The following is a 16896-nucleotide window of genomic DNA, read 5'->3' on the forward strand; positions in this document are numbered from 1 at the left end:
TCGCGCGCAACCAAGCGTCTGCCGTCGACAAACTTCTGCCAACCGCATCGCGCCGACATCGTCATGACAATTTCATCGAAGCAGCCTAGGGGCCGCGGCAGCACCGGGTGAGGGACTCGAATCCAGGTTCGATCGGTGCGTTCGAAGGGGGATAGGCTTTGAAGACTTTCGTGAAGGTCGGCGCACTGCTGGGTGCGGCGCCGATGGCACTCGTGCTGGCGATGGGGACGGCGTCGGCACAGGATCTGCAGCCGGCGACCGCCGCCGCACAGGCGGACGAGACCGGCGAGACGGACGACACGCTGGGCGAGATCATCGTCACCGCGGAACGCCGCGAGCAGAGCCTGCAACGCGTGCCGATCTCGGTCGGCGTGCTCGGCGGCGACAATCTGCGCGACTTCCAGGCGGGTGGCGACGACACGCTGCTGGCGCTGTCCGGCCGCGTGCCGAGCCTCTACGTCGAGACCACGACCGGCCGCATCTTCCCGCGCTTCTACATCCGCGGCCTCGGCAACATCGACTTCTATCTCGGTGCCTCGCAGCCGGTGTCGATCGTCCAGGACGACGTCGTGCTCGAGCATGTCGTGCTGAAGTCGAACCCGGTCTACGACGTCCAGCAGGTCGAGGTGCTGCGCGGGCCGCAGGGATCGCTGTTCGGCCGCAACACCACCGCCGGCATCATCAAGTTCGACACCTACAAGCCCACCCAGCAGCTCGACGGCCGCGCGCAGATGAGCGTCGGCACCTATGGCACGGTGAGCCTGGACGCGGGCGTCGGCGGACCGATCGTTCCGGACGTGCTCGCGGTTCGCGCGTCGACGCTGATCCAGCACCGCGCCGACTGGGTCGACAACGTCTATGCCGGGCCGAGCGCCGACGGCACGCCGACCCCGCTGAAGAACGCGATGGGCGGCTACGACGACCGCAACGCCCGGCTGCAGCTGCTGTTCACGCCCACCGACCGGCTGTCGTTCGAGGCATCGGGCCACGTCCGCTCCTACGAGGGCACCTCGACGCTGTTCCACCGCGGCGCGCTGACCCGCGGCTCCAACAGCGTGAAGGACGAGCCGCGCACCCGCGTCGCCTATGACGAGGCGCAGAACAACCCGCAGGCGTACGACACCTATGGCGCGTCGCTGCGCTCCAGCTACGACTTCGGCGGTGCGACGCTGACCTCGATCACCGCCTACGAGACCAGCTCGGGCTATAGCCGCGGCGATACCGACGGCGGTGCCGCGGCGGACTATCCGGTCAACGGCGTTGCCAACGGCTACGGCCAGTCGCAGGGCAATCTGCGCGACCTCGACCAGTGGACTCAGGAGCTGCGGCTGGCCAGCGCGGGCGGCGGCCGCTTCACCTGGCAGGTCGGCGGCATGTATTTCGACAGCCGCGACGTCACCGACTTCTACCAGCGCGGCTTCTTCCTGACGACAGCGGCGCGCAATCCCAACAACTGGGTGCGGCTGCACAACGTCAACACCTCCTGGGCGGGCTTCGGCCAGGTCAGCTTCGAGCTGGTGCCGAAGCTGACGCTGACCGCCGGCGGCCGCATCACCAAGGACACGAAGGAGACCGACCTGCTCAAGACCGCGGACACCGCGGCGGGCGTGGTGACCTACAAGGGCCGCACCCATGTGCGCCTGTCCAACACCGAGCCGAGCTGGGACGCGAGCCTGCTCTACGAGGCGAGCCCCGACCTCAGCCTCTACACGCGCGTCGCCCGCGGCTTCCGTGGACCGACGATCCAGGGGCGTTCGGCGGTGTTCAACGCCGACTTCACCACCGCCGATTCCGAGAGCAACCTGTCGTGGGAAGCGGGCGTGAAGAGCCGGCTGTTCGACAACACGCTGCAGTTCAACGCCACCGTGTTCGCCTATCGCGTCAGCGACATCCAGCTGAACGGCAACGACGTGAACGGCAACGGCGTGCTCTTCAACGCCGACAAGGCCGAGGCCTATGGCGCCGAAGCCGATCTGACGTGGCGTCCGGTGCCCGAACTGACGCTGCGCGTCGGCGCCAGCGCGCTGCACAGCGCAATCAAGGACAAGAACGTCTACGCCCAGGTCTGCGCGCTCAACGGCCAGGTCGTGTGCACGGTCGAGAACCCGACGATCACCCGCGGCACCAACGTCTTCGCCCAGATCGACGGCGAGCCGCTGCCGAACGCACCGGAGTACAACCTGGACTTCAGCGCGCGCTACGACCAGCCGCTGTCGAACGGCGGCCGAGCGTTCATCGCGACGGACTGGAATATTCAGGGCTACACCCAGTTCGTGCTCTACCGGACGCAGGAGTTCACCGCGAACGGCAACTTCGAAGGCGGGCTCAAGGTCGGCTATGCCGCGCCGAACGACGCCTGGGAGCTGGCGGCGTTCGCCCGCAACATCACCAACGAGAAGAACCTGAAGGGCGTGATCGAGAACTACATGGCCGCGGTGTTCAACGAACCGCGCGTCATCGGCGTCTCGCTGAGCGGCAAGTTCCGCTAAGCCGATCCGGAGGGGCGTATCCGCAGCCGCGGGTACGCCCCTCGCCTTGGCGGCTTCCCCGCCGGGCAGCGTCGCTTGACGCGATGCGATCCCGCCGTCCAGGGAACCCCTTGCACGCCCACGCGATCTTGCTGGGCGCGCGGGTGGAGACGGCATGGCGGGAATAGACACGAGCTTGGCCTTCCATCCGCTGCGGATCGCCGTGCTGACCGTCTCCGACACGCGCACGGCGGAGACCGACAGCTCGGGCCGCACGCTCGCCGAACGGCTGCAAGCGGCGGGCCACGACCTCGCCGACCAAGCGATCGTCGCCGATGACGTCGAGGCGATCCGAGCCCGCGTGCGCCAGTGGGTCGAGGACCCGAGCGTCGACGTGATCCTCTCGACCGGCGGCACCGGCTTCTCGCCGCGCGACGTCACGCCGGAGGCGGTCAAGCCGCTGTTCCGGCGCGAGATGGACGGGTTCTCGATCGTCTTCCACCAGGCGAGCCTGGGCACCGTCGGGGTCTCGACGCTGCAGTCGCGCGCGTTCGCCGGGCAGATCGCCGACACCTTCGTCTTCTGCCTGCCCGGCTCGACCGGCGCATGCCGCGACGGCTGGGACCTGGTGCTCGCGCTCGAACTCGACAGCCGCTACCGCCCCTGCTCGCTGGCGGGGCAGATCCCGCGCCTGCGCGATCGATGCGCATGACCGCGCCCGACGCGCGGCAGGCGCGTTGATCGGCTTCGACGAAGCGTCGGCGCGGATCGCGGCGGCCGCGCAGCCGCTGCGCCGCGAGACCCTCCCCCTCCCCCAGGCGCACGGCCGCGTGCTCGCCTCCGCCGTGCTGGCGCAGGTCGATTCGCCGCCCTCGGCCGTCTCCGCGATGGACGGCTATGCGCTGCGCTCGGCCGATCTGGGAGCCTATCCGCTGCGGCTGCGCATCGCCGGCGAGGCGCTGGCCGGCAGTCCCCACCCCGGCCCCGTCGAGCCCGGCAGCTGCGTGCGCATCTTCACCGGCGGGCAGGTGCCGGCGGGCGCCGATCGCGTCGTGATCCAGGAGCGGGTGACGCGCGACGGCGAAACCGCAGTGATCGAGGCAGATCCGGGCGCCGCCCGGCACGTCCGCACGCGCGGCTGCGATTTCGCCGCGGGCGACCTGCTGCTGCCGGCAGGGCGGCTGCTCGACTACCGTGCGCTGGTCGCCGCCGCGGGTGCCGACTGCGACCGGCTCGAGCTCTGGCAGCGGCCGCGGCTGGCGCTGCTCGGCACCGGCGACGAGCTCGTCGCGCCGGGAACGGCGCGCGGGACACCGGACCGGATCCCGGAAAGCGTCTCGTTCGGCGTGCTGGGGCTTGCCCGCGACTGGGGCGCCGATCCGGTCCTCCACCGCCGGCTGCCCGACGACCTGCCGACGCTGGCGGCCGCCGCGGCCGAGGCGGTCGACGCCGCCGACCTGGTGGTGGTAACCGGCGGCGCCTCGGCCGGCGACCGCGATTTCGCGCGCGCGATGTTCGCCCCGCTCGGGCTGGAACGGCGGTTCGACAAGGTCGCGATCCGGCCGGGCAAGCCGGTGTGGTTCGGGCGGGTGCGCGACACGCTGGTGCTCGGGCTGCCGGGCAACCCGACCGCGGCGCTGCTCACCGCCCGGCTGTTCCTCGCCCCGCTGCTCGCCGGCCTTTCGGGGCGCGACCCCGCGGAGGCGCTACGCTGGCGGCCGGTGCCGCTCGCCGCCTCGCTCGCTGCGGGGGGCGAGCGCGAGAGCTTCGTCCGTGCGCGGTGGACCGGATCGGCGGCCGAGCCGCTGTCCGACCAGGATGCCGGCGCACAGCGGACGCTGGCCGAGGCGACGCTGCTCCTGCGCCGCCCCGCCGGCGCACCCGCCGCCCCGGCAGGCACGCCCGTGCACGCGCTCGATCTCTAGCGCAGCAGCGCCTCGGCGCGGGCGAGGTCGTCCGCGCTGTTGATGTTGAGGAACGGGTCGACCGGCGCGTCCGGCCAGGCGACCTGGGTGTAGCCGACGTGCTCGGCGAAGCCGCGCAGCGAGCGGCGGCCGGTCGCGAGATAGCTGCCGAGCCGGAAGAAGCTGCGCACCCGCCACAGCGCACAGGCCGGATGCAGCCGCCCGCCGCTCGCCGCGAGCGCCGCGCCGGCCTCCGCCGTCATCCCTGCACGCAACCGCTCGACGAGGTCGCCCGGCAGAAACGGGCTGTCGCACGGGATCGCCAGCAGCGCGCCGTGCCCGGCATCCTTGGCGTGGCGCAGCGCGGCGGCAAGCCCCGCCATCGGCCCCTCGACCCCCGGCGCATCGACCAGGAACGGCACGTCGAGCGCGCCGACCTGCGCCGGATCGCGGCCGACCACGACCACGTCCCCCGACCACCCCCGCGCCGCCGCAACCGCCCGCACGACCAGCGGAACGCCCGCCAGCATCCGCCACGGCTTCCCCCCGCCGATGCGGACGCCCTCGCCCCCGGCAAGGACGGCAACGGCGATGCTCTCCGAAGCGCAGTGCATGGCGGATCCTCGTGCGGCCAGGCGCTCGTTGTCGAGCGCGGCCGCCCCCCTAGCACGGATCGACGGGGCTGCCGTCTCCGGGCGAGCACCTGGCCGATCGCGTGCGGATCGGGGGCCGGTCAGGCGTTGCGGGCGCGCGCGGCCTGTTCGTTGAGCTGGGCCAGCGTGGCGTCGAACCGGCCTTCCGCCTCGGCGAAGCGGAGGAAGCGGACGCGCTCGACCAGGATTTCGGGCGGGGTCGGCTGCTGCGACAACAGAGCCATGACCTCTTCGATGAAGGCGTTGAGCGGAAGATAGCCGGCGCGCGTTTCCTGCCCCGGCGTCAGCTCGGTCTGAACCCCGGGCGGCGCGAGCTCGATCACCTCGACTCGTCCGCGCAACGCCTCGCGCAGCGACACCGTGTACGAGTGGATCGCCGCCTTGGTGGCGTTGTAGGTCGGCGTCGCCACCAGCGGCACGAAGGCGAGGCCGGAGCTGACGTTGACGATCGCGGCATCGGGGCGCGTGGCGAGATGCTCCACCAGCGCGTCGATCAGCCGAATGGGGCCGAGCAGGTTGGTGGCGACAGTCGCTTCTGCGTCGGCCAGGTCGCGCGCGCGATCGACCGCCTCGAACCGCATGATGCCGGCGTTGTTGACCAGCACGTTGAGGTCCGGATGCTTGGCGAGGACCTGCCGCGCGAGCGTCTCGACGCCGCCGGCGCTCTCCACGTCGGCGACGATCGCGTGCAGGTTCGGTCGCCCGGCGATCGCCCGCTCCAGCACGTCGCCGCGCCGGCCGGCGATGATCACCGTGTTGCCGGCATCGTGCCACCGGTGGGCGAGCGCCTCGCCGATGCCGGAGCCGCCGCCGGTGATGAGGATGGTGTTGCCGCTGGTCTGCATGCGCTTGCTCCGTGAACGTGGACAGGATCTTGGAGCAGCCGATTTAGGGCGCTACGATCGTGGCGAAAGAAGGCACCGAAAATATCCATACGCACCCGAAAGAGAGTGAGCGCTTGTCATCCCTTCCCTTCACCGACGCCACCGTGCGCCGCGCCCGCCGCGTCGCCGAAACGCCGCCGCCCGATACGGTCGACCCCCAGGTCGAGGCACTGGTCAACGACCTGATCGGCCGCGTCGCCGACAAGTGGACGATGATCCTGCTCGAAGTGCTGCACGAGCACGGCGAGCAGCGCTTCACCCAGCTTTCCCGCCTGGTACCCGGCATCAGCCAGAAGATGCTGACCCAGACGCTGCGCCAGATGGAGCGCGACGGCATGGTCACCCGCACCGTGCACGCGGTCGTGCCTCCCCGGGTCGACTATGCGCTGACCGATCTCGGCGCGAGCCTCGGCGCCGCGTTCTGCGGCGTGTGGATCTGGGCCGAGGAGAACCTCGCCCGCGTCCAGGCGGCGCGCGATCGCTTCGACCGGCGGGATCGCTGACCTCTTCCGGCCGGTCGGAAGCCGGAACCGATCGAGGGTCTTCTGCCGGCCTCTCGCCCGAAGACGCTGGCGAAGAACGCGCATGTCGGACTTGGGCGGAACCCGCCACGTCATGCTATGCGGCGACACAAGTCGCAGACTAGCTCAGGATCGCCACGCCCGTGCCTCACTCCGCCCGCCAAGAGAAGATCGTGGAACCAGCCTCCTCGCCGCCGGTCGACGCCGAGGATGGGCGGTTCGACGATATCGCCCGTCTTGCGACGCAGCTGTGCGCGACGCCGATGGCGCTGGTCAGCGTCCTCGAAACCGGACTGCAGATCCCCAAGGCCAGCATCGGTATCGAGGCGACGACAGCGCCGCTGGACGGCGTGATCTGCCGGCATACGGTGGCCGAGCGAGGCCTGCTGGTCATCCCGGACCTCGCTGCCGACGATCGCACGAGAATGCATCCGCTGGTCACGGCGAAGCCCTCGCTCCGCTTCTATGCCGGCGTGCTCCTGGCGAGCGCCGACGGGTCGCCGCTCGGCACCCTGTGCGTGATGGACCACCGGCCGCGCCCGGAAGGCCTAACCGAGGAGCAGGCGAAATCGCTGGAGGCGCTCGGGCGGCAGGTCATCGCGCAGCTCGAACTATTGCGCGAGCGGGCGCGCTTCGAGGCGGTGTTCGACAGCGCGGTGGACTATGCCATCGTCGTCATGAACCTCGACGGCACGATCGTCGACTGGAACGAGGGCGCCGTGCGTATCCTGGGCTGGACGCGCGAGGAGATCTGCGGGCGCGATCTCCAGGCCTTTTTCACGCCGGAGGACCGCGCCGCCGGCATTGCCGACAAGGAGATGGAGGGCGCCAGGACCGCCGGCCGCGGCATCGACGAACGCTGGCACCTGCGCAAGAGCGGCGAGCGTTTCTGGGCGAGCGGCGAGATGATGCCGCTGCGCGCCGCCGACGGCTCGCTGCAAGGCTATGTGAAGATGCTGCGCGACCGCACGGCGGAGCGCATGGCCGACGAGCGGCTCGAAATGGCGCTCGCCGCGTCGGGAGCCGTCGGGCTGTGGGACTGGATGGTCGACACCGACCTGCTGCACGGCGACGCGCATTTCGCCCGTCTCTACGGATTGGACGAGAAGCAGACCGATGCCGGCCTGACCATGCAGGAATATCAGGTGCACGTCGTCGAGGAGGACGTCGCGCCGCTGCGCGCGCGCATCCGCGAGGTGTTCGACGCGGGCGCCGACTTCCTCGTCGAATATCGGCTGGAGGTTCCCGGCGAGCCGCTGCGCTGGGTCGAGTGCAAGGGCCGGATGGTCTACGACCAGCAGGGACAGCCCGTGCGCTTCTCCGGCACGGCGATCGACATCACCGAGCGCAAGAATCACGAGGAACAGCGCCACCTTTTGATGCAGGAGCTGTCGCATCGGGTGAAGAACACCTTCGCCGTGGTGCAGTCGGTCGCCTTTCAAACGCTGCGCGGGATCGACCAGACGGTGTCGGCGGCCCTGCAAAGCCGGTTGGCCGCGCTGAGCCGCGCGCACGAGGTGCTGATCCAGACGAGCTGGTCCTCGACCTCGGTCGCCGAACTGATGGAGCGCGTGCTGCGGCTGGAGGAGGAGGGCGACCGCTTCCAGCTCGGCGGGCCCGACCTGGTGGTCGGATCGCGGGCGGCGCTGTCGCTCTCGCTCCTGCTGCACGAACTGGCGACCAACGCGGTCAAATACGGCGCGCTGTCGGTGCCGAATGGCCTCGTCCGCGTCGCGTGGCGGGTCGAGGACTCGAGCTTTTGCCTGTCCTGGGTCGAGGAAGGCGGGCCGCCGGCGCGCGCGCCGGAGCGGACCGGTTTCGGATCGCGGCTGATCAGCCTGGGGATCGCGGGCGCGCGCAGGTCCGAGCTGGACTATACCGATGCGGGTCTGCGCGCGGTCTTCCACTGTCCGCGAACGGCGCTCGAACTGGATTGAGCGATCTGGCGGTGCGGCGGGCGGCGACCACCGCCAGGCGCTAGACCATCTGGTGGAAGGCGTCCTTCAGCGCGCCTTCGCACACGGGCTTGCTCAGCACCACGCCCGGCGGACCGCACGGCCGGCATTCCTCGGGCGTCCCGCTGATGAAGATCACCGGCACGGGACCAAGCCGTGCATGGATCTGCTGAACCGCCTGGGGTCCGGTGCCCTCGACCAGCCGCACATCGGAGGTGATCAGTTCCGGCGGCGTGGCGAACGCCGCGGCGACGGCATCCGCCTCGGTCGCCGCGATGTCGAACGAGGTGGCACCCACCTCTTCCAGCATCATCTGGATGCCCATCGCGACGATCGGCTCATCTTCGATAATCAGCACGTGACACATAGAACGGCTCCGACTTGAAGCGACCAACGCGGTTCGCAAGCGGGAGTTCACCGGCCCTGTCTCGGTTTCTGCGCCAAAGGCACCCGCACCGGTTCGCGTGGACCCTCCGCGGCCGTTCGAGAGTCGCGCCGCCACATGGTTTCGCCGCAGGAAAGCGCGCCAACCCGTTGCCGGTTTCGATCATCGGTTCCAGCGGCGTCCCGCTTCTCAGCGCAGCGGTGGCTCGCTAGCGTCGAACGATGACGCCACCCCCGCCCGATGCCCTCGCCTTCGAGCGGCCCGCCGACCTCGCCGACTGGCTGGCCGAGAACCATCAGGGCAGCAGCGAACTATGGGTCCGGATCTTCAAGACGGGCTCCGGCCAGCCGTCGGTCACCTGGACCGACTGCGTGGTGGAGGCGATCCGGTTCGGCTGGATCGACGGTCAGAAGCGATCGGCGGACGAGACGTCGTATCTCCAGCGTCTGACGCCGCGCCGGGCCGGCTCGAGCTGGTCCGCCAGGAATCGGGACCACGCCGATCGGCTCCTTGCCGAAGGGCGGATGACCGCAGCCGGGCTCGCCCAGGTGGCAGCCGCGCGTGCCGACGGCAGGTGGGACGCCGCCTATGCGGGCTTGGCCGGCATGACGATCCCGCAGGACTTCCTGAACGCGCTGGCGGACGTGCCCGAAGCCGAGGCATTCTTCCGCACGCTCGATCGCAAGAACCTGTATCCGATCTACTATCGCCTCCAGACCGCGAAGCGGCCGGAGACGCGAGCCCGAAGGATGCAGCAGATCCTCGACCAGCTCGCCCGCGGCGAACGCTTTCATTGACCGGGAAGACGCTCGTTCGCGCGAAGCTGCGGCCGGTCGGCTCCGTACGGATCCCGGACCACCAAATAAAAACCCCGCTAAGCCGTTGGCCTAGCGGGGTTTTCAATGGTGGGCGTGGCAAGGATTGAACTTGCGACCCCTGCGATGTCAACACAGTGCTCTACCACTGAGCTACACGCCCGCCGGGAAGGCGGCCTCTAACGGGGAGCGCCGGGGAGCGCAAGCGCGGAAACGCGGGCCGACCGAAAAAATCGTCAGCAGTGCGACGGGATGCTTTCCTCGGCGAACAGCTGGTCCACCTCCTGCACCAGATCGCGCAGGTGGAAGGGCTTTGACAGGACGCGCGCCTGAGGCACCGCCTTGCCGGCCTTCAGCGTCACCGCGGCGAAGCCGGTGATGAACATCACCCGCATCTCGGGCGCGATCTCCTGCGCCTTTTGCGCGAGCTCGATCCCGTCCATCTCGGGCATGACGATGTCGGTGAGCAGCAGGTCGAAGCGATCGCGTTCCAGCAGCGGCAGCGCCGCGGTGCCGCGGTCGACCGCCGCCACCCGATAGCCCGAGCGTTCGAGCGCGCGCGTGAGATATTCGCGCATCACGTCGTCGTCCTCGGCCAGTAGAATTCTGTACATCATGTCCCCAACGACCGTCGGCGCAGCAGGGTCCCGTCTATGCGGCAAGGAGGCGTGCTTTTCCAGCGCGTTGCTCCCGCGCGCGGCGCCGCCTAGCATTGCCGGCGTGACGCCGCCCGACTCCCCTTGTTTCCGACCCCCCTTCCGGCGCCACGGCCCGGCCAATCCGGTCACGCCGATCGTGCTGTCGGTGCCGCACGCGGGCCGCGCCTATCCGGCGGCGATGCACGACCTGCTGCGGGTGCCGCTGCCCGCGCTGTTGCCGCTGGAGGACCGGCGGGTCGACGCCGTCGCGCTGGCGGCCCGCGGGCCGCACACGCTGTTCGAGGCGGTGCGCCCGCGCGCCTGGATCGACCTCAACCGCGGCGAGCGCGAGCGCGACCCGCAAATCGACGCCGGCGCCCAGCCGATGGCGCAGCCGCAGGCGTCGGCGCGGCTGCGCAGCGGCCTCGGGCTGGTGCCGCGCCGCGCGAGCAGCGGCGTCGACATCTGGACGCGGCGGCTGACCGGCGAGGAGGTGGAGGCGCGCATCGTCGCCGACCATCGACCCTATCACGCGGCGCTGGCGGAAGCACTGGCGGCGGCGCATGCGCGCTTCGGGATCGCGATCCTGCTCGACATCCATTCGATGCCGAGCCTGCCGGGGATCGCGCCGGCGCAGCTGGTGCTCGGCGACCGGCACGGCCGCTCGGCGCGGCGCGGGCTGGTCGACGTGCTCGGCGCGGTCGCGCGGGACGCCGGGCTGCGCGTCGCGCGCAACCAGCCCTATGCCGGCGGCCATATCGTCGCGACGCACGGGCTGCCCCAGCGCAACGTCCACGCGATCCAGATCGAGCTCGACCGCAGCCTCTACCTCGATCCGACGCTCACCGAGGTGGGAGAGGGCCTGCCGGCGCTGGCCGACACGCTCGCGGGCATGATCGCCGCCGTCGCCGAGGCGGCGCTGCCCCCCGCGCTCGCCGCCGAATAAAAAAACCACCCCGTGCAGGAAGCACGAGGTGGCCTAGGTTCAGGGAGGAGACACGCTGAAAGCGTGTCGCGCGATCCCGTGAAAGGGGGGGAACACGTGATCGCGTACACAGGATATAGATGGCGGCCGAAAAGGTTCAAGCGTTCGCCGACCCTTGCGGCATGTCGAATGCCCCGTACGACGAAACGCCGCCCGCCGGGGTTCGGCGGACGGCGTTTGCGGGTCGCACCGCTCCCGACCGCTGGAGCGGCCGGAGCCAGGCCGATCAGGCCGGCTGCTGCGGGTTCTTGCCCGAGCGGACCTGGCGCGCGAACAGGTCGCGCATCAGCGAGAGCGAGAAGATGTGCGCGTAGAGCAGCGGCAGCATGCCGTTCTGCTGGATCTTGCGCAGCTGGTCGCCGCGAAGCTCGTTGAGCTTCTTCTCTTCGACCATCTGGAAGCCGCGGTAGATGAACGGCTGTGCGGCGCCGTCGGGCTGGATCGAGACCTCGCCGTCGATCAGCAGGCCCAGTTCCTTGACCTCCTTCATGAACATCGCGGTGCGCTGACCGGCCTGTTCGAACTGCTCGTTGAACTGGAGGATCTGCTTGGTGGTCTCGCTCGGCTCGGTGCCGTCGAACAGCGGCTCGCCGTCGTCGAATTCGCCGATGGTGTCGGCGGTCGGGTCGAAGCAGAGCGACAGGTCCTCGCTGTCCGGGCGCAGCCGGGCGAGCATGTACGGATAGCGGCGGACATAGGCCGGAACGTAGACTTCCGGATCGACCAGCCGGCCGTCGTCGTCGATGAAGGTGTTGACGCCTTCGTTCAGGCCCATGAGCGCGAGCGGCACGGGATCCTCGCCGACCGAGAAGACGATTGGCATGCGGCGCTGCACGAGCGGGAATTCCTCGACCGTCACCGGCACGGCATGCTCGTTGACCAGGAACGGCGCACGATCCGCGACGCGGATCTTGTAGTTGGCGTGCTGCTGGCTCGAAAGCGGCTCGAGCTGGTTGTAAAACAGAGGAAGCCCGTTGTTCTTCGGCGCCGTGGCCATTCTCGATCTCCTGGAATATCGCTTCCGCGTCTATTTCCCCGCGTCGGCGGGCGCAAGCGTCACCAGCTTGCCGGGATTGAACAGGTTCCTGGGGTCGAGCCCGCGCTTGATCGCGGCGAGCGCCGCCAGCCGGGCGGGCGGGCCGAGCCGGGCGAGCTCGTCGCGCTTCATCTGGCCGATGCCGTGCTCGGCCGAGATCGAGCCGCCGGCGGCGACGACCTGGTCGTGGACGAAGGCGGTGACGCCGGGCGCGGCCTCCGCCATCCAGCGCGCCGGATCGGCGCCGGCGGGCGCACGGACGTGGAAATGGACGTTGCCGTCGCCCAGGTGGCCGAAGGCGGTGGCATGGGTGCCGGGGAAGCGCGCCTCGGCCGCCGCCGCGGCCTCGACCATGAATCGCGGCATCCGATCGACGGGCACGGAGATGTCGTGCTGCACCGCCGCGCCGGCCGCGCGCTCGGCCGCCGACAGCGAATCGCGCAGCCGCCAGAACGCCTCGGCCTGCGCTTCCGACGCGGCGATCACCGCATCTGCCGCAATGCCTTCCGCCAGCGCCTCGCCGAGCAGCCGGGCGAGCAGCGCCTCGGGCGCTTCGGCATCGGGCGTGGCGGCGACCGCCTCGATCAGCAGGTGCCAGGGATGGCTGCCCCCCAGCGGCGGGCGCGCGTCGGGGAGATGGTCGAGCACTCGCGCCAGCGTGTCACCGGGAATGATCTCGAAGCTCTCCACCGCATCGGTCGCCGCCTGCATCCTCCGGAGCAGGTCGAGCCCGGCCTGCGGATCGGCGATCCCGACCCAGGCGACCGCACGCGCCGCGATCGCGGGCGCGAGCCGCAGCGTCGCGGCGGTGACGATGCCGAGCGTCCCCTCGGCGCCGATCAGCAGCTGGTCGAGGTCGTAGCCGCGGTTGTCCTTGGGCAGCGGGGTGAGCCCGTCGTGGACGCTGCCGTCGGGGAGCACCGCCTCCACCCCCGCGACCAGCCGCCGCATCGTTCCCCAGCGCAGTACCTGGGTGCCGCCGGCGTTGGTCGACACCAGCCCGCCGACGGTGGCGCTGCCGCGCGACCCGAGCGTCAGCGGAAAGCGGCAGCCGGCATCCGCCGCGCCCTCGTGCAGCGTCTGGAGGATCACGCCCGCTTCGACGGTCGCCAGCCCGGCCGCGGCATCGATCCGGCGGATGCGGTCGAGCCGGCGGGTGGAGAGCAGCAGCGCGGAGCCGTCCGCCGGCGGGGTCGCGCCGCCGACCATCGAGGTGTTGCCGCCCTGCGGCACCAGCGCCACGCGATGCTCCCCCGCCAATCGCACCATCGCCGCCACCTCCGCGGTGGACGCGGGCAGCAGCATCGCCGGCGCCGCCCCGTGGAACCGGCCGCGCCAGTCGGTCAGCGCGGGCAGGATGCGATCGGGGTCGGTGGTGAGACTGCGCTCGCCGAGCGTGCTGCGGATCGCGTCGATCAGGCGGGTCTGGGCGGTCATGCCGTGCGGCTAGCATGGCGGGGAGGCTTGCCGCCAGTTCATCACCGGTTAAAACCCCGGAGACGAGAAGAGCCATCCATGCCCGTTCCCAAGCCTGTCTCGGCGGCCCTGCTGCTGACGCTCGCCTCTCCGATCGCCGGGGCACAGCAGCGCGCATCGCCACCCCCTCCGCCTCCCTCCGGAAGCGTGCGAACCGAGGTCCGCATCCAGCGGATCATCATGCGCGTGCCGCGGATGGACGTGACCCCGGCGGCGAGCATGCGCGCGCTGCCGGCGATCACCTGGGTCGAGAAGCGCGCCGACCGCTGCGTGCCGGTGGACGAACTCGCGGCGGTGTCGATCACCCGTCCGGACAGCGTCGACCTGATGCTGACCGGCGGCAAGCGGCTGCGCGCGCGGCTGGAGGACGACTGCCCGTCACTCGATTTCTATTCGGGCTTCTACCTGAAGCCGACCGCCGACGGGAAATTCTGCGCCTCGCGCGACACCATCCGCTCGCGCTCGGGCGGCCAATGCCGCGTCGCCTCCTTCCGGATGCTCGTCCCGAGCCGGTAGGACCGGTCGAAAGCCCCAATCCCGTTCGTCTCGAGTAGGGATCGAGCTTGTCGAGAGACCGTATCGAGAGAGCCGCGAGTACCGGCCGCTCGATACGCTCGACGGCACTTCGGGCAGGTCGGAGCGAAGAGCGGACCGGGCGCTCCGTTAGCTGCCGCACCACCGCAAGCCCCGGAAAGCCGCCCGCACGACGGGTCGAGTCCGCCTTTTGCTTGACAATCCGGCCGAAATCGGGGAGGCGCGACAAGGTATTCCGGTGCCACATCGGCATCGCTTTCCGGAAACCCCATGAACTTTGCCGATCTCGGTCTTTCCGATGAACTGCTGCGCGCCGTAACCGAGGCGGGCTATACAGAGCCGACTCCGATCCAGGCGAGCGCGATCCCGTCCGTGCTGATGATGCGCGACCTGATCGGCATCGCCCAGACCGGTACCGGCAAGACGGCTGGCTTCGTGCTGCCGATGATCGACATCCTCGCCCACGGCCGCAGCCGCGCGCGGATGCCGCGCTCGCTGATCCTGGAGCCGACGCGCGAACTCGCCGCCCAGGTCGCGGAAAACTTCGAGAAATACGGCAAGCACCACAAGCTTTCGATGGCGCTGCTGATCGGCGGCGTGTCGATGGGCGACCAGCTGGCGGCGCTCGAAAAGGGCGTCGACGTGCTGATCGCGACGCCGGGTCGGCTGATGGACCTGTTCGGCCGCGGCAAGATCCTGCTCACCGGCTGCAACCTGCTGGTGATCGACGAAGCCGACCGCATGCTCGACATGGGGTTCATCCCCGACATCGAGGAAATCTGCACCAAGCTTCCCAAGCAGCGCCAGACGCTGCTGTTCTCGGCGACGATGCCGCCGCCGATCAAGAAGCTGGCCGACAAGTTCCTCCAGAATCCCAAGACGATCGAGGTCGCCCGCCCCGCGAGCACCAACGTCAACATCACCCAGCGCGTGGTGCACGTCAGCGCCGCCAAGAAGCGCGACGTACTGCGCCGGCTGCTGTCCGCCGAGGACGTCCGCACCGCGATCGTCTTCTCCAACCGCAAGACCACCGTGCGCGAGCTCAACAAGAGCCTGCAGCGCGCGGGCTTCCGCTCGGCCGAGATCCACGGCGACATGGACCAGTCGGCACGCATCGCCGAGCTCGACCGGTTCAAGAACGGCACCGTCAACATCCTCGTCGCTTCCGACGTCGCCGCGCGCGGGCTCGACGTGAAGGGCGTGAGCCACGTCTTCAACTACGACGCGCCGTGGCACCCGGACGATTATGTCCACCGCATCGGCCGCACCGGCCGCGGCGGCGCGACCGGCACCGCCTATACCTTCGTCACGCCCGACGATGCCGAGAACATCGCCAACATCGAAAAGCTGACCGGTCAGAAGATCGAGGTGCTCGATCTGGGTGCCGCGCCGGTCGCCGAGCCGGAGCCGGCGGAGCGCGCGCCGCGCCGCGAACGCCCCCGCCGCGAAGAACGCGCCGCGCGTATCGAGGCGCCCGCCGCGCGTGAGGAGCGCGGTCCGCGCGAGCGGCCGCGCCGCGTGCGCGAGGAGCGCGCGCCCCGGTCCGAGGCGCCGCGCCAGCGCCGCGAGCCCGAGGATCTGCGCCCCGACGACGGCGGCTGGAACGGCCCCGTCCCCGCCTTCCTGAGCGTGCGCTTCACCGTCTGACGCGATGCCGGCCGACGACGGCATCGACTATTTTCCGCCGGTGGCGATCGAGAGCCCGTGCGTGCTGGTCTGCACGCTCGATCTCACCACCGGCTGGTGCTTCGGCTGCGGCCGTACCGCCGACGAGATCGCGCAGTGGACCGCCCTGACGCCCGAGGGGCGCGATGCCGTTCTGGCCGCGCTCCCCGAGCGCTGCGCGCTGCTGGAGCGGCAGATCGCCGCGGCAACGCGCTGACCGCTAGCCCGCCGCCGCCTGGGCGATGAGCGCGTCGTCCATCTCGGCGGCACGCAGGTACGCCGGCCGCGCCATCAGGCGCGCGACATAGGGCCCGAACGCGTCGCGCTGGGGCAGCGTCCCGAACTGCGTTCCCCAGATCAGCTGCGATCCGAAATAGACGTCCGCGGCGCTGAACCGGTCGCCGGCGACGTAGTCGCGGCCCGACAGCGTCTGCTCGAGCACCGCGACCACCCGGTCGTAGCTGCCGTAGCCGACGATCCGCCCCTGTTCCGGGCTGACCTCGATCCCGCGCGCGCGTTCGGTCACCGCCGCCTCGACCGGCCCGGCCGCGAAGAACAGCCAGCGGTAATAGTCGCCGCGCTCGGCCGGCGGCGGCGCGAGCCCGGCGTCGGGAAAGGCGTCTGCCAGATAGGCGCAGATCGCCGCGCCCTCGGTCACCACCGTGCCGCGATGGCGGATCGCCGGCACCTTGCCCATCGGGTTGATCGCCAGGTAAGCCGGGTCCTTCATGCTGGTGGCATAGTCCAGCACCTCGGTGGTGTAGGGCGCCCCCACCTCCTCAAGCATCCAGCGCGCGATCCGCCCGCGCGACATCGGGTTCGTGTAGAAAACCAGTTCGTCCGCCAAGATACCTCTCCCCCTGTTGTTATCCCTGCGAAGGCGGGACATTTGCATAACCGGTTTTTTGGTGAAGCGGTGGCGTGAATGGTGGTTGCGGCGGCGGGAGTGGCGACGCGGCGGGGATCGGGTGGGTGAG

General features: G+C 70.2%; 17 protein-coding genes and 1 tRNA gene. 10 read left to right on the top strand and 8 right to left on the bottom strand.

Going from position 1 to position 16896, the window contains the following annotated elements; all coding sequences use genetic code 11:
• Window positions 1–203 precede the first annotated feature (203 nt).
• From ACBY01_RS08205 to ACBY01_RS08215, 3 genes are all read left to right on the top strand, one after another.
• Window positions 204–2489 (top strand): TonB-dependent receptor, encoded by a 2286-nt coding sequence (locus ACBY01_RS08205; protein WP_416460332.1) that lies wholly within the window; start codon window positions 204–206, stop codon window positions 2487–2489.
• A 154-nt stretch (window positions 2490–2643) separates the two neighbouring features.
• Window positions 2644–3180, top strand: a complete 537-nt coding sequence (moaB, locus tag ACBY01_RS08210) for a molybdenum cofactor biosynthesis protein B (RefSeq protein WP_416460313.1) — start codon at window positions 2644–2646, stop codon at window positions 3178–3180.
• A 25-nt stretch (window positions 3181–3205) separates the two neighbouring features.
• A complete protein-coding gene (locus tag ACBY01_RS08215; protein ID WP_416460314.1) occupies window positions 3206–4393 on the top strand; it encodes a molybdopterin molybdotransferase MoeA in 1188 nt (395 codons plus the stop codon).
• Here the strand turns inward: ACBY01_RS08215 and mobA are convergent.
• On the bottom strand, window positions 4390–4986 hold the full coding sequence (gene mobA / locus ACBY01_RS08220) for a molybdenum cofactor guanylyltransferase (protein ID WP_416460315.1): 597 nt from the start codon (window positions 4984–4986) through the stop codon (window positions 4390–4392). The two genes, ACBY01_RS08215 and mobA, sit on opposite strands and share 4 nt — an antisense overlap.
• 119 nt (window positions 4987–5105) lie before the next feature.
• Entirely contained in the window at window positions 5106–5870 is a 765-nt protein-coding gene (locus ACBY01_RS08225) for an SDR family oxidoreductase (protein ID WP_416460316.1), read from the bottom strand.
• A gap of 143 nt (window positions 5871–6013) precedes the next feature.
• Here ACBY01_RS08225 and ACBY01_RS08230 point away from each other — a divergent pair, with 143 nt between their 5' ends.
• Both ACBY01_RS08230 and ACBY01_RS08235 read left to right on the top strand, forming a co-directional pair.
• Entirely contained in the window at window positions 6014–6412 is a 399-nt protein-coding gene (locus ACBY01_RS08230; RefSeq protein ID WP_416460333.1) for a winged helix-turn-helix transcriptional regulator, read from the top strand.
• 191 nt (window positions 6413–6603) lie between these two features.
• Window positions 6604–8367: a PAS domain S-box protein gene (locus ACBY01_RS08235; RefSeq protein WP_416460317.1), complete on the top strand. Its 1764-nt coding sequence runs from the start codon at window positions 6604–6606 to the stop codon at window positions 8365–8367.
• 40 nt (window positions 8368–8407) lie between these two features.
• Here ACBY01_RS08235 and ACBY01_RS08240 read toward each other — a convergent pair whose 3' ends face one another.
• The gene (locus ACBY01_RS08240; RefSeq protein WP_416460318.1) at window positions 8408–8752 is read right to left on the bottom strand and encodes a response regulator; all 345 of its coding nucleotides are present in this window, start codon (window positions 8750–8752) and stop codon (window positions 8408–8410) included.
• A gap of 239 nt (window positions 8753–8991) precedes the next feature.
• On the opposite strand from ACBY01_RS08240, the gene ACBY01_RS08245 reads away from it, so the two are divergent.
• Complete coding sequence (locus ACBY01_RS08245; protein ID WP_416460319.1) at window positions 8992–9567, top strand: YdeI/OmpD-associated family protein; 576 nt, start codon at window positions 8992–8994, stop codon at window positions 9565–9567.
• Window positions 9568–9673: 106 nt separating this feature from the next.
• Here ACBY01_RS08245 and ACBY01_RS08250 read toward each other — a convergent pair.
• Window positions 9674–9748: transfer RNA gene (locus ACBY01_RS08250), tRNA-Val, on the bottom strand.
• Window positions 9749–9821: 73 nt separating this feature from the next.
• A complete protein-coding gene (gene cpdR, locus ACBY01_RS08255) occupies window positions 9822–10199 on the bottom strand; it encodes a cell cycle two-component system response regulator CpdR (RefSeq protein ID WP_416460334.1) in 378 nt (125 codons plus the stop codon).
• Window positions 10200–10305: 106 nt separating this feature from the next.
• Here cpdR and ACBY01_RS08260 point away from each other — a divergent pair, with 106 nt between their 5' ends.
• Window positions 10306–11169, top strand: a complete 864-nt coding sequence (locus ACBY01_RS08260) for an N-formylglutamate amidohydrolase (RefSeq protein ID WP_416460320.1) — start codon at window positions 10306–10308, stop codon at window positions 11167–11169.
• Between the two features lie 265 nt (window positions 11170–11434).
• On the opposite strand, the gene ACBY01_RS08265 is transcribed toward ACBY01_RS08260, so the two are convergent.
• Together ACBY01_RS08265 and ACBY01_RS08270 are read right to left on the bottom strand one after the other, a co-directional pair.
• Entirely contained in the window at window positions 11435–12205 is a 771-nt protein-coding gene (locus ACBY01_RS08265; protein ID WP_416460321.1) for a SapC family protein, read from the bottom strand.
• Window positions 12206–12235: 30 nt separating this feature from the next.
• Window positions 12236–13681 carry an FAD-binding oxidoreductase gene (locus ACBY01_RS08270; RefSeq protein ID WP_416460322.1) on the bottom strand — a complete coding sequence of 482 codons (1446 nt, stop codon included), beginning with the start codon at window positions 13679–13681 and terminating at the stop codon, window positions 12236–12238.
• A gap of 186 nt (window positions 13682–13867) precedes the next feature.
• Here ACBY01_RS08270 and ACBY01_RS08275 point away from each other — a divergent pair, with 186 nt between their 5' ends.
• From ACBY01_RS08275 to ACBY01_RS08285, 3 genes are all read left to right on the top strand, one after another.
• A complete protein-coding gene (locus ACBY01_RS08275) occupies window positions 13868–14236 on the top strand; it encodes a hypothetical protein (RefSeq protein ID WP_416460323.1) in 369 nt (122 codons plus the stop codon).
• A 288-nt stretch (window positions 14237–14524) separates the two neighbouring features.
• Window positions 14525–15901, top strand: coding sequence for a DEAD/DEAH box helicase (locus tag ACBY01_RS08280; protein ID WP_416460324.1), 1377 nt, complete (start codon window positions 14525–14527; stop codon window positions 15899–15901).
• Window positions 15902–15905: 4 nt separating this feature from the next.
• Window positions 15906–16136: a DUF1289 domain-containing protein gene (locus ACBY01_RS08285; RefSeq protein ID WP_416460325.1), complete on the top strand. Its 231-nt coding sequence runs from the start codon at window positions 15906–15908 to the stop codon at window positions 16134–16136.
• A gap of 3 nt (window positions 16137–16139) precedes the next feature.
• Here the strand turns inward: ACBY01_RS08285 and ACBY01_RS08290 are convergent, their stop codons facing one another.
• Window positions 16140–16766, bottom strand: a complete 627-nt coding sequence (locus ACBY01_RS08290; protein ID WP_416460326.1) for a glutathione S-transferase family protein — start codon at window positions 16764–16766, stop codon at window positions 16140–16142.
• Between the last annotated feature and the right edge of the window lie 130 nt (window positions 16767–16896).

The organism is Sphingomonas mangrovi, assembly GCF_047975845.1.
Lineage (GTDB): Bacteria > Pseudomonadota > Alphaproteobacteria > Sphingomonadales > Sphingomonadaceae > Sphingomonas.